A 12,643-nucleotide genomic window follows, 5' to 3' on the forward strand; every position below is an offset into this window, starting at 1 on the left:
GTTGCGTTAGATATTCGCACGTGCCTTTGAAGAAGCAGACATGGCCCAGCAGACCTCATTTTTTTCCTCCATCAGCCGTCTCTATCCCCACATCAAGCCGATCATTCCGCGGCTTGTCCTGGGCCTGCTCTGCGCCCTGTTCGCCAGCGTCGTGGCCCTGGCCATCCCCCAGGTGCTGCGGGTGCTGGTGAACGAGTCACTCCAGCCCGGCGGCAGCACGGACGCGGTCTGGATCGCCTCCCTGCTCATCCTGGGCCTCGGCATCACCGAAGCCGGCCTCGTGGCGCTGCGCCGGCAGTTCGTGATCAACCCCGCCACCACGGTCGAGACCCGGATGCGGGTTTCCCTGTACGGCCATCTGCAGGATCTGACGGTCTCCTTCCACGACCGCTGGGGCTCCGGGCAGCTGCTCTCCCGCGCCATGACGGATCTGAACTTCCTGCGCCGCTGGATGGCCTTCGGCGCCATCATGCTCGTGGTCACCACCCTGACCGTGGTGATCGGCGTCGTGGTCATGTTCTCCATGAGCTGGCAGCTGGCGCTGATCTTCCTGGCCGCCGCGGTGCCCATCATGATCTATGGCTTCCGCTTCCGCACCCGCTTCAGCAAGGTGGCCCGCCGCAGCCAGGACCAGGCCGGTGACCTTGCCACCACGGTCGAGGAATCCGTGCACGGGATCCGGGTGCTCAAGGCGTTCGGCCGCAGCCGCGAGGCGCTGGAGAACTTCAATGAACAGGCCGAGGAGCTCCGCCGGACGGAGATCGCCAAGGCCAAGCACCTGGCCACCTTCAGCCTGGTTGTTACCCTGCTGCCCGAGCTGGCCCTCGGTGCCGGACTTGTCGTCGGCATCCTGCTGGCCTCCGCCGGCGAGCTGAGCATCGGCGCCCTCGTGGCCTTCTTCGCCACCGCCGCCGTGATCGCCACCCCGGTCGAGTTCTCCGGCATGCTCCTGGCCATGGCCCTCACCGCGAAGTCCGCTGTCGACCGGCACTTCGAGGTGATGGACTCGGCGAACACCATCACCAGCCCGGAGCATCCCCGCCGCCCTGCCGAACTGAAAGGCGCCCTCAGCTTCAAGGACGCCACGTTCGCCTACGAGGACGCCCCGGACAACCCGATCCTCAAGGACATCAGCCTGGACATCAGACCCGGCGAGACCATGGCCCTGGTGGGAATCACCGGCAGCGGCAAGAGCGCGCTGCTGCAGCTGGTTCCCAGGCTCTACGAGGTCACCGGCGGTGCCATCACCATCGACGGGGTGGACCTGCGCGAGTTCAGCGTTGAGGAGCTCCGCACGGTCGTCGCCGTCGCGTTTGAGGACACCACCTTGTTCTCCAGCTCGGTCCGCGACAACGTCATGCTCGGCGCCCCTTCCAGCCTGCCGGCCGGGCGCTTCGAGGAGGCGCTGGAGGAGGCGCTCGACGTCGCCCAGGCCCACTTCGCCTACTCCCTGCCGGAGGGCCTGGACACCCTGATCGGAGACGAGGGGCTCAGCCTTTCCGGCGGCCAGCGGCAGCGCATCGCCCTGGCCCGCGCCATCGCCGCCCGGCCCAGGGTCCTGGTCCTGGACGATCCGCTTTCCGCCCTTGACGTCCACACCGAGGAACTGGTCGAGACCCGGCTGCGGGAGGTGCTCTCCGACACCACGACGCTGATTGTGGCCCACCGGCCGTCCACCGTGGCGATGGCGGACCGGGTGGCCCTGCTGGAGGACGGCCGGATCACCGCCGTCGGGACGCACACCGAACTGCTCGCGGAGAACCGCCATTACCGCCACGTGATCGCCAGCCTCGACCCGGAACCGCGGGACCTGGACTCCGATCTGCTCGACTCCGAACTGTCCGGCCTCGGCGCCGAGGAGATTTCCCGATGAGCAGCGCAACCTTCGGCACCGCGAACGAGGACAACGCGCACCTGTCCAAGAGCGAGAGCAAGACCGTCAGGCGCCGCTCGCTGTCCCTGCTCGGTTCGCTCATCCGCCCGGTCCGCCGGCGGTTCTGGCTGACCATCGCCGCGGTCGTGCTGTCCCAGGCGGCACGCGTCGCCGGGCCCGCGCTGATCGCGTTCGGCATCGACCGGGCCCTGCCGGCCCTGCGCGCGGGCGACAACCTCCCGCTGCTGCTCACCGGCGCCGCCTACCTCGCCGCGGCCGTCGCGACGGCCTGCCTGACCGCCCTGTACGTGACCTCGACGGCGAGGCTGAGCCAGGCGATGCTGCTGGACCTGCGCGTCCGGGTCTTCCGGCACACCCAGCGGCTCAGCCTGGAATTCCACGAAAAGTACACCTCGGGGCGCATCATTGCCCGGCAGACCTCGGACCTGGAGGCGCTGCGCGAACTCCTGGACTCAGGGATCAGCTCGCTGGCCTCGGGGATGCTGTTTATGGTGTTCACGGCCGCGACGGTGTTTGCCCTGGACTGGCGCAGCGGGCTCCTGGTGCTGGCCGCCGGCGTGCCGATGTTCTTCCTGGCCCGCTGGTACCAGAAGCACTCCCAGATCGCGTTCCGCGAATCGCGCGTCGTCTCGGCCCGGCTGATCGTGCACTTTGTGGAAACCATGACCGGCATCCGCGCGGTCAAGGCGTTCCGGAAGGAACGCGAAAACGCCGCACGCTACGCCGAACTCTCCGAGGACTACCGCAAGGTCACGGTCCGCTCCATCAACCTCAACGGCATCTTCCAGCCCGGGCTGGTGCTGATCGGCAACGTCTGCGTCGCCGTCGTCCTGCTCTTCGGCGGCTTCCGGGTGCTCGACGGCGAGCTCGCCGTCGGTGTGCTGCTGGCCCTGATCCTGTCCACCAAGCGTTTCTTCCAGCCGGTGGACCAGATGGCCATGTTCTACAACTCCTTCCAAAGCGCCCAGGCGGCGCTGGAGAAGGTTTCCGGCCTGCTGGAGGAGGTCCCCACCGTCCGGCCGCCCAAGAACCCGGTGGCCCTGCTCGATGCCAGGGGGACCATCGACTTCAAGGGAGTGGAATTCCGCTACGGCGACGGCCCCGTCATCATCCCCACGATGGACCTGCACATCCCCGCCGGCCAGACCGTGGCGCTGGTGGGCCAGACCGGCGCCGGCAAATCCACCTTCGCCAAGCTGATCGCCCGCTTCTACGACGTTTCCGCCGGCTCCCTGACGCTCGACGGCGTGGACCTGCGGGAGCTTGCGACGGCGGATCTGCGCCGGAACGTCGTGATGGTCACCCAGGAGGCCTTCCTGTTCAGCGGCTCCGTGGCGGACAACATCGCCCTGGGTCGGCCCGAGGCGCCCCGGGAGGAGATCGAGGCGGCCGCCAGGGCCGTGGGCGCGGACGATTTCATCCGGCAGCTCCCGGAAGGCTACGACACCGACGTCAACAAACGCGGCGGCCGCGTCTCCGCGGGGCAGCGCCAGCTGATCAGCTTCGCCCGGGCCTTCCTGGCCCGGCCCGCCGTGCTGATCCTGGACGAGGCCACGTCCTCGCTGGACATCCCGTCCGAGCGGCTCGTGCAGGCCGGCCTCGCCGGGCTGCTGCAGGGGACCGGCACCGCCACCGGCCGGACCGCCCTCATCATCGCGCACCGCCTTTCAACGGTGGAGACTGCCGACCGGGTCCTCGTGATCCTCGACGGGCGGGTCGTCGAGGACGGCACCCCGGAGCAGCTGATCGGCGGCGGCGGCCGCTTCGCGCAGCTGCACGGGGCCTGGCAGGATTCGCTGGTCTGAGCCCTCGTTGGGCCGTGCGGTTCGGTGCCGGAGGCTCCCCGGGGTCCGGTGAGGGTTTGTGTTGCGGGGACTCCGTCAGCCCGATTTCGCATCCGGGCCCCCGATCGGATACTCTTGTGAAGTTGCTTTTGAAGCAACGGATCGGGATGTGGCGCAGCTTGGTAGCGCGCGTCGTTCGGGACGACGAGGTCGCAGGTTCAAATCCTGTCATCCCGACCAACCAAGAAGAGGGTCTTCCATCTGGAAGGCCCTCTTCTTTGCGTGACGGGACTTTTCCGCGTTCGGGCCGATGACCCGGTCATCCGGGCGGCCTTCGCCGCGGTCAACAAAAAACAGCCCCGGGACACGGTTCGAACCGTGTCCCGAGGCTGTGAAGCCAGGCTTCTCTTCGTTACATCGGATCGGGCCAGTTGCCGACATTGGTTGAGTAAGTCATCGGGTCGGGCCAGTTACCCACGGCCTGAGGCGCATTCATGGGATCCGGCCAGTTGCCAACAGCGGTGAATCCGGCCTCGTTAACGATGGAACTAGCGGACAGAACGGCCGGGGCCGCAGCTGCAAATGCGAGTGCGCCCGCCAGGACGGCGCCGGCTGCAATCTTCTTCAACATAGAGTTCCTCAATATGAGTCGGGGTCCTTACCAAGTCAGCACTACCCTTGTTGACACACATTGTAAAATGTTTTCCACAGGTACTGTCAAGCATTTAGTATAAATAATGTCCGGAATTAGGAGGCATCCGTGGGGAACGGATTCGGGGAAAAACTCCGAGCGGAACGGCTGGAACGCGGCCTGACGCAGGCGGAGCTGGGCCGGGATCTGTACTCCCCCAGCTACATCTCCCTGCTGGAGACCGGACGCCGGGAACCGACCGCGGATGTGATCGAAGAGCTGGCCCGGCGGCTGGAACTGGCCCCCAAGGCGCTGGAAGCCTGGAGCCAGCCGGTGTCGGTCAGCGACGCCGAATACGTCCTTGCCGGCCTGTACGCCCGCCAGGCCTGGGACCTGCGCGACTACCCGCTGGCCGCGACGCACGCCGCGGCGGCTGCGCAAATCGCCCTCGAGGCCAAAAACACCAGCGCCTGGTGGAACATGAGCTACATGCAGGCAGAATGCCTGATCAAACAGGGCCTGTGGCAGGAGTGCAAGGACATCGTCCAGCGTCTCCTGGACCACCCGATGGCCGCCGAGTCGGCCGGCCTTGGGGTCAGGGCGCGGCAGATGCTCGCCGCAGCCTCACAGGGACAAGGGCAGCTGACCGCCGCCGTCGAACACGCGCAGGAAGCGGTGCGGCTCTGCGCCGAGCTGCCCAAGGGCTCCACCCTGATTATTGGCGCGCTGCGCGCCCTGATCGGCGCGCTGGCCGAAAGCGGCCGGCTGGATGAGGCCTGGGAGTACTGCCAGGCCATGAACGAGCACATGGATGACCATTCCATGACCCAGCTCGCCGGCGAGGTCGCCTGGGTGATCGGCAACGTGGCTTTCATGCGCCATGACTACCAGGAGGGCATCAAGTACCACGAGCGGGCGTCGCAACTGCTCTCCCCCGCGAACGACATTGACCTCTGGGCGCGGTTCAACAAAGCCTCCGCCGCCGTCCGCCTGTCTTCCGGGATCGTCGAGCCGGAGACACTTACCTCGATCGAACGCGCCGAACTGGCGCTCTCCATCGTCGGCGGCAACAAGACGGATCAGCTCGAAGTGGCGTTCATCCGAGCCCGCTGGCTCTACCTCACCGGGGACATTGTGGCCGCGGTCCAGAAGCTGCGCGAGATCCACGCCGACAAGGACGTACTGGCCAAGCACACTGCCGGAGAGGTTTCGCTGCTGCTCGGCAAGGCGCTCAAGGCCGCCGGCGAATCCGACGAGGCCCTCGTCTACCTCGAGGAGGCCCAGAAGGAATTCAGCGCGGCCGGCGCCTCGGACCGGGTCCAGCAAGCGATGGACGCCGTGCTGGAAATCCGGCTGGCGCAGCGCCGCGCCCAGGCCGCGGCCTCATCCGGGACCTAGGCGGGCTGCCTGCGAAAGCCTAGGCGAACGTGCGGCCGGTGAGCTTTTCGTAGGCCTCGACGTAGCGGCTGCGGGTGCGGGCGACGACGTCGGCCGGCAGCGCCGGCGGCGGCACGTCCGCGGCCTTGTCCCAGCCGGATTCGGCCGAGGTCAGCCAGTCACGGACGTACTGCTTGTCATAGGAGGGCTGTGCCCTGCCCGGCTCGTACTGGGCCGCATCCCAGAACCGTGAGGAGTCCGGGGTGAGCACCTCGTCGCCGAGCGTGATGATGCCGGTGGCGGCGTCGAAGCCGAACTCCACCTTGGTGTCAGCGAGGATGATGCCGCGGCCCCGGGCGATCTCCTCGGCCCTGGTGTAGATCTCCAGGGTGAGCTCGCGCAGCCGGGCGGCGATGTCCTCGCCGACCATCTCCACGACGGCGTCGTAGGTGATGTTCTCGTCATGCTCTCCCACCTCGGCCTTTGCGGAGGGGGTGAAGATGGCCTGGTCCAGCCGGGACCCGTCCACCAGGCCCTCCGGCAGGGGGATGCTGCACACGGTGCCGGACTGCCGGTACTCCAGGAGTCCGGAGCCGGTGAGGTAGCCGCGGGCGATGCATTCGACCGGGAACATGTCCAGTTTCTTGCAGATCATGGCGCGGCCTTCCACGGCGGCGGGCACACCGGCTTCGACCGTGGACGCCAGCACGTGGTGCTCCACGCCGAGCTGTTCGAACCACCACAGGCTCAGCTGGGTCAGGATGCGGCCCTTGTCCGGGATCTCAGTGGCGAGGACGTGGTCGTAGGCGCTGATCCGGTCGCTGGCGACGACGAGGACGCACTCCTGGCCGATGCGCTCCGTGATGGATGCATCCGCCGGAATGTAGAGATCGCGCACCTTGCCGGAGTAAATGTGCTTCCAGCCGGGCAGATCCAGCGTCTCGGTCTCCAGACCGCCCTTCGGCGCAGACGGGGCGGGTGCGGTGGGCGCCGGGGCTTCGGGCACGGCGGAGTCGGGATCGGTCATGCTCAGGCCTTCGCTTTCGATGCAGCGGGGGCGCCGGGCGTCTGCACTTTGATCTCGCCGCGGGCCGCTTTGCCGCCAATGTCGGTGCGGAACTGGCCGCCGTCCAGCTGGACCAGTTCGACGCCGTCGTAGGCACGTTCCCGGGCCTCGACGAGGTCGGCGCCCAGCGCCACCACGGCGAGGACCCGGCCGCCGGCCGAGACAACCTTGCCCTCGTCGTCGAGCTTGGTGCCGGCGTGGATCACATGCACGCCCTCGATCGACTCGACTTTCTTGAGCCCGCGGATCCGGTCGCCGGTTCGCGGGGTGTCCGGGTAGTTTTCGGCGGCGACGACGACGGCGACGGCGGTTTCCTTGGACCAGCGCAGCGGCTGGACCTTGTCCAGCTCGCCCTTGGCGGCCGCCATCAGCAGGCCGCCGAGGGGGGTCTTGAGGCGGGCGAGCACGGCCTGGGTTTCCGGGTCGCCGAAGCGGACATTGAATTCGATCACGCGGGTGCCGCGGGAGGTCAGGGCCAGGCCGACGAAGAGCACGCCGACGAACGGGGTGCCGCGGTGGGCCATCTGGTTGACCGTGGGCTGGGCGACGCGGTCGATGACTTCCTGGACGAGGCCTTCGGGGGCCCATTCCAGCGGGGTGTAGGCGCCCATGCCGCCGGTGTTGGGGCCCTCGTCGTTGTCGAAGATCCGCTTGAAGTCCTGGGCCGGGGAAAGTGCCACGGTGTTGAGCCCGTCGCAGAGAACGAAGACGGAGACCTCGGGGCCGTCCAGGAATTCCTCGATCACCACGGTGCCGCCGGCGTCGAAGCAGGTCTGGGCGTGCGCCAGTGCCTCGTCCCGGTTGTTGGTGACGACAACGCCCTTGCCTGCGGCGAGCCCGTCGTCCTTGACGACGTAGGGGGCGCCGAAGGTGTCGAGCGCGTCGGCGGCTTCCTCGGCGTTGCTGGCCACCCGGGCCATGGCGGTGGGAACGCCGGCCTCGGCCATGACTTCCTTCGCGAAGGCTTTGGAGGCTTCGAGCTGGGCCGCGGCCTTGCTCGGGCCGAAGACGGGAATCCCGGCGGCGCGGACGGCGTCGGACACTCCGGCGGCAAGCGGCGCCTCGGGGCCGACCACCACAAGGTCAACGGTGAGCTTGGTGGCCAGGGCCGCGACCGCGTCGGGATCGTTCGCATCGATGGGGTGTGTGGGAACCAGTTTGCTGATGCCGGCGTTGCCCGGGGCCGCATGGACCTCGGACACATTCGGGTCAGCAAGCAAGGACCGGACAATGGCGTGTTCGCGGCCGCCGGGGCCGATTACTAGTACCTTCACAGTTCCCAAGGGTACTTTGTGGACCCGGCAGGCTCCTAAGCTGTGACCCGGACCGGACATGCCCAGTGCTGGCCGCGCCCACTGCCGAACCACCGCGACCGGACATGCCCAGCGCCTGCCGCGACCACTGGACATAGTGCCACCATGCCCATCCCTGCACCCCAGGGGAGGGCATGTCCCGCCGCCGCGGCGGCAATCCGCGGCCCCGGCGGCTCCGAAGACAAGATATGGAGAAGCCCAGCACACCAACGCCCCGCGCGGAAGAACTCAGCATCGGGAACCCCGACCGGACGCAGCCCGGCAAGCACCGGGGCGGGACGCGGCTGTCCGGACCCACCGCCCTTGCCGCGCTGGCCGGGGTGGCCGCGGCCGCCGTCGTCCTGTCCGTCGCCGAACTGATCGGCGCGTTCTTCACCGCGCGGGCGACACCGGTGATCGCCCTCGGCTCGACCTTCATCGACTTCACACCGTCGTGGATGAAGGATTTCGCGATCGCCACCTTCGGCACCAATGACAAGCTCGCCCTGTTCGTCGGCATGGCGGTGACCATCCTGGCCCTCGCCGGCGTCCTGGGCATCGTGGCGTACCGGAAGTGGGCCCTGGGCGTTGCCGGGGTGCTGCTGATGGGGGCCGTAATCGTCACGAGCGTGGTGACCCGGGCCGGCGTGCAGCCGCTGGACGCGATCCCCTCGCTGATCGGAACCGCGGCCGGGCTCATGGCGCTCCGCGTCCTGATCACGATGCTGAGGCGGACCCAGCAGCGGCCGGATCCCGAGCCGGACCACGGGGTTGACCCGGACCTGGCCGCACAGGATCCGCACCGTCCCGCCACCAGCCGCCGCGCGTTCTTCGCCGCGACCGGGATCACCGCCGCGGCCTCAGCCGTCGCCGCGACCGGCGGACGCCTGCTCAGCGCGGCCCGCAGCAACGTGGCGCAGGCCCGGGACTCCCTCCAGCTTCCCGCTCCGGCGAAGCCGGCCCCCGCGGTGCCCGCCGGAGTGCAGTCCTCGGCGCCCGGGGTCACGCCGTGGCTGACGCCCAACAACGACTTCTACCGCATTGACACCGCCCTGAGCGTGCCCGAAATCAACGTCCAGGACTGGGAACTGCGCATCCACGGCCTGGTGGACCGGGAGGTCCGGCTCACCTTCCAGGACCTGCTCGATGCGAAGCTGATCGAATCCCACGTCTCGCTGACCTGCGTGTCCAACCCGGTCGGCGGGAACCTGGCCGGCAACGCCAAATGGCTGGGCATGCCCATCCGTGAGGTGCTCAAAATGGCCGGTCCCAGGGACGGCGCGGACATGGTGCTCTCCACCTCGATCGACGGATTCAGCGCCTCGACCCCGCTGGAGGTCCTCCAGGACGACCGCGACGCCATGCTGGCGATCGGCATGAACGGTGAAGCCCTCCCGCTGGAGCACGGGTATCCGGTGCGCATGGTCGTCCCGGGCCTGTACGGCTTCGTCTCCGCCACCAAATGGGTGGTGGACCTGGAAGTCACCCGTTTCGCGGACAGCAAGGCCTACTGGACGCAGCGCGGCTGGTCCGAGCGCGGACCCATCAAGACCATGGCCCGGGTGGAAGTGCCGAAGTCCTTCGCCAAGGTCCCGGCCGGGCGGGTCGCGATCGGCGGCACCGCGTGGGCACAGACGCGGGGCATCACCAAGGTCGAGGTGCAGATCGACAACGGGCCCTGGACCGAGGCGGTGCTCTCCGCGGAGGCTACCGTCATCACCTGGCGGCAGTGGTCCTTTGACTGGGAAGCCACCCCGGGCCCGCACTACATCAAGGCCCGCGCCACCGACGGAACCGGCGAGGTCCAGACGGACCAGCGGGCGGATCCGGTCCCCGACGGCGCATCCGGCTGGCAGTCGCTAATGGTGACCGTGGAATAACCGGGGTATCCCCGGCAGGCACCATAGACTTGCTGCATGCCCCTGAATTCACACGCCACCTTCACCGTCGAATCCGCCGTCGAACTGGCCGTCGTTGAACGCAGCGGCTTTGTGGAGTCCCGGCACATCGGCTCCGCCGTCCTCATCGCCGGGGACGGCAGCGTCGTCACCGAACTGGGCGACATCACCACCCCGATTTACGCCAGGTCCACGCTGAAGCCGCTGCAGGCCCTCGCCTCCATGCAGGCCGGCGTCCCCCTCCGCGGCGCGCAGGCGGCGATCGCCTGCGGCAGCCACGTCGGCTCGCTGGACCACATGGACGTCGTCGAGGGCATGCTCAAGGCCGCAGGGGTCAAGGCGGAGCAGCTCCAGTGCCCGGCGGCCTGGCCCGAGGATGAGACCGCCCGGAACTGGCTGGTCCGTTCCGAGCGGGGCAAGTCCAAGCTCGCCTTCAACTGCTCCGGAAAGCATGCCGCGTTCCTCTGGGCCTGCACCGAGAACGGCTGGGACACCAACAGCTACCTCGAGCCCAACCACCCGCTGCAGCAGCGCATCCGCTCCGTGATCGAGGAGTACTGCGGCGAAAGCATCGCCCACCTGGGCATCGACGGCTGCGGCGCCCCCGTCGCCGCCGTCTCGCTGACCGGGCTGGCCCGGGCGTTCTCCAAACTGGCCAAGGCACCCGGGGACAAACGCTCCAACGCCCGCGCCGCCACGATCGCCACCGCGATGCTGGACTACCCGTGGGCGGTGCAGGGCAAGGGCGAGTGCAACACGGTCGTCATGGACGACCTGGGCATCCTCGCCAAGGTCGGCGCCGAGGGCGTGCTCGTGATGGCCACCCCCACCGGGGCCTCCGTCGCCATCAAGATCCTCGACGGCAACATCCGGGCCACCACACTCGTCGGGCTGACCCTGCTGGCGGCCGCCGGCGCCGTCGATGTCCCGGAAGTGGCCAGTGTCCTGGACAAGGTCGTCACCCCGGTGCTTGGCGGCGGCCGGCCGGTCGGCAAAATCCGTCTGGGCCACGCCGTCTCGGCACTGCTCGACTGACCATGGCCGTAGCCCGACGCCGGATAGCCATCGATGAGGGCCGCGCCGCCCTCGCCGCGTGGCAGGCATCCCACGCCCTTACCCCGGATGGCGCCGGTCCGGCCGGCCCGGAAGCCGGCAGCCCCGTCCCCCGCAGCACGCTGGCGACCGCGGTGCGCTATTCCCTGGAGGAGGTCACCGCCCGGGCCCCCGGAAACTCGGTGGAGGTCCGGGTCCCGCCGTTCGGCGTCACGCAGTGCGTGGAAGGCCCGCGGCATACCCGCGGCACTCCCCCGAACGTCATCGAGTGCGACGCCGCGACCTGGCTGGCGATGGTCAGCGGGCAGCTGAGCTGGGCGGACGCCGTCGACGCCGGCCGGGTGGCCGCCTCCGGGCTGCGCGCAGACCTGTCCGGGCTGCTGCCGCTGTAGGCGGCCTGCTGCCGCCTGAGCCGGGCCTGCGCCCGTTTCCCCTGCGCCCGTTCCCCCTGCGCTGCTCTACCCGCGCCCGATGAACGGCATCCCGGCGGCGGTGATCACGAGGGACCCGACGCTGGCCGACGGCGGCATCCCGGCCATCAGCAACACCGCACGGGCCGCGTCCTCGACCGGGAAGGTCGGCTCCACGCGGCTGCTGCCGTCGGCCTGGAGGGCCCCGGAGCCGACGCCGATCTTGTCCATCAGTTCCGTGGCCGTGTTTCCGATATCAATCTGGCCGCACGTGATGCCGAAGCCGCGGCCGTCGAGTTCGATGCTCTTGGTCAGCCCGGTCATGGCGTGCTTGGTGACGGTATACGCCACGGTCCGGGGCCGGGGTGAATGCGCCGCGATGGAGCCGTTGTTGATGATCCGTCCGCCCTGCGGCGACTGCGCCTTCATGGCCCGGACGGCAGCCGCGGCGCACAGCATCGAGCCGGTCAGGTTCACCGCCACCGTGGCGTCCCAGTCGGCCAGGCTGATCTCGTCCACGGAGCCGGCAGGGCCGAACACGCCGGCGTTGTTGAACAGCACGTCCACGCGCCCCCAGCGCTGGAGGGCTGCGGCGAAAAGCCGCTCGACGTCGTCGGGCGCGGTGACATCGCAGGGAACGGCGAGCGCCTGGGCATGTCCTGCCCCGGTCTCCAGCAGCTGCGCCTCGCGCCGGCCGGCCAGCACCACCCGGTACCCGTCGGCGAGCATAAGGCGGGCAACTGCCCTTCCGATCCCCGATCCGGCGCCGGTGACTACGGCTACTCGGCCGGGCAGGTGCTGTCGTGTCATCCGCCCAGCGTATGCCGAGATTCCACGCCATGACAGTTTTCCGCCAACATTGCGGCCAGGGGTCATCCCCCGAGCGGCCGGCCGTCCCCGCTCCGGCCTGCGCGCCCGCCGGGGTGCCGGCCGGCGCGGTAGCCTGACCAGAACGCGAGCGTCAGCAGGCCGAGGCCGACCAGCGCGACGCCCGCCCATTTCCCCGCATCCATGATCACCAGGCCCTGGCCGGTGAAGACCTGCTGGGACAGCGGGGCATAGGCAAACCAGCCGAAATCCTCCTGGCGCACGGGCTGCAAGAGGCAAACCGTACCCGCCGCCAGCAGGGCTGCGGCCAGCAGCGGCACCGCCAGCCGGGCCAGCCGCCGCTGCCGGGGCGGCCCGGCGTCCTTGTCCCCCGTTGACTTCGTGGACACACTGTAACCGCTGGTCAGGGA

The 12,643-nt window shown here is 68.9% G+C and carries 11 protein-coding genes and 1 tRNA gene; 7 read left to right on the plus strand and 5 right to left on the minus strand.

The window, feature by feature from the left end; genetic code table 11:
* Positions 1-40 precede the first annotated feature (40 nt).
* The 3 genes from ASPU41_RS02745 (at position 41) to ASPU41_RS02755 (ending at position 3,918) form a co-directional block, all read left to right on the plus strand.
* Positions 41-1,873: an ABC transporter ATP-binding protein gene (locus tag ASPU41_RS02745; protein ID WP_069949621.1), complete on the plus strand. Its 1,833-nt coding sequence runs from the start codon at positions 41-43 to the stop codon at positions 1,871-1,873.
* Positions 1,870-3,699, plus strand: coding sequence for an ABC transporter ATP-binding protein (locus ASPU41_RS02750; RefSeq protein ID WP_069949622.1), 1,830 nt, complete (start codon positions 1,870-1,872; stop codon positions 3,697-3,699). The genes ASPU41_RS02745 and ASPU41_RS02750 overlap by 4 nt, the downstream gene beginning before the upstream one ends.
* A 142-nt stretch (positions 3,700-3,841) precedes the next feature.
* Positions 3,842-3,918, plus strand: a tRNA-Pro gene (locus ASPU41_RS02755).
* Positions 3,919-4,090: 172 nt separating this feature from the next.
* Here the strand turns inward: ASPU41_RS02755 and ASPU41_RS02760 are convergent.
* Complete coding sequence (locus ASPU41_RS02760) at positions 4,091-4,309, minus strand: hypothetical protein (RefSeq protein ID WP_069949623.1); 219 nt, start codon at positions 4,307-4,309, stop codon at positions 4,091-4,093.
* A gap of 129 nt (positions 4,310-4,438) precedes the next feature.
* Here ASPU41_RS02760 and ASPU41_RS02765 point away from each other — a divergent pair, with 129 nt between their 5' ends.
* Positions 4,439-5,707 (plus strand): helix-turn-helix domain-containing protein, encoded by a 1,269-nt coding sequence (locus ASPU41_RS02765; protein ID WP_069949624.1) that lies wholly within the window; start codon positions 4,439-4,441, stop codon positions 5,705-5,707.
* Between the two features lie 19 nt (positions 5,708-5,726).
* Here the strand turns inward: ASPU41_RS02765 and ASPU41_RS02770 are convergent, their stop codons facing one another.
* Together ASPU41_RS02770 and purD are read right to left on the minus strand one after the other, a co-directional pair.
* Positions 5,727-6,713, minus strand: coding sequence for a phosphoribosylaminoimidazolesuccinocarboxamide synthase (locus ASPU41_RS02770; RefSeq protein WP_069949625.1), 987 nt, complete (start codon positions 6,711-6,713; stop codon positions 5,727-5,729).
* Positions 6,714-6,715: 2 nt separating this feature from the next.
* Positions 6,716-8,026: a phosphoribosylamine--glycine ligase gene (gene purD, locus ASPU41_RS02775; protein WP_069949626.1), complete on the minus strand. Its 1,311-nt coding sequence runs from the start codon at positions 8,024-8,026 to the stop codon at positions 6,716-6,718.
* Positions 8,027-8,253: 227 nt separating this feature from the next.
* Here purD and ASPU41_RS02780 point away from each other — a divergent pair, with 227 nt between their 5' ends.
* From ASPU41_RS02780 to ASPU41_RS02790, 3 genes are read left to right on the plus strand one after another with little or no spacing between them, the layout of a single operon-like run.
* Entirely contained in the window at positions 8,254-9,924 is a 1,671-nt protein-coding gene (locus ASPU41_RS02780) for a molybdopterin-dependent oxidoreductase (protein ID WP_083266320.1), read from the plus strand.
* Positions 9,925-9,960: 36 nt separating this feature from the next.
* Entirely contained in the window at positions 9,961-10,977 is a 1,017-nt protein-coding gene (locus ASPU41_RS02785) for an asparaginase (RefSeq protein ID WP_069949627.1), read from the plus strand.
* A 2-nt stretch (positions 10,978-10,979) separates the two neighbouring features.
* Positions 10,980-11,387, plus strand: a complete 408-nt coding sequence (locus ASPU41_RS02790; RefSeq protein ID WP_069949628.1) for a sterol carrier family protein — start codon at positions 10,980-10,982, stop codon at positions 11,385-11,387.
* A 66-nt stretch (positions 11,388-11,453) separates the two neighbouring features.
* Here the strand turns inward: ASPU41_RS02790 and ASPU41_RS02795 are convergent, their stop codons facing one another.
* Complete coding sequence (locus ASPU41_RS02795; RefSeq protein ID WP_069949629.1) at positions 11,454-12,215, minus strand: SDR family oxidoreductase; 762 nt, start codon at positions 12,213-12,215, stop codon at positions 11,454-11,456.
* 62 nt (positions 12,216-12,277) lie between these two features.
* On the minus strand, positions 12,278-12,622 hold the full coding sequence (locus ASPU41_RS02800) for a hypothetical protein (RefSeq protein ID WP_069949630.1): 345 nt from the start codon (positions 12,620-12,622) through the stop codon (positions 12,278-12,280).
* Between the last annotated feature and the right edge of the window lie 21 nt (positions 12,623-12,643).

Source organism: Arthrobacter sp. U41 (assembly GCF_001750145.1).
Lineage (GTDB): Bacteria > Actinomycetota > Actinomycetes > Actinomycetales > Micrococcaceae > Arthrobacter.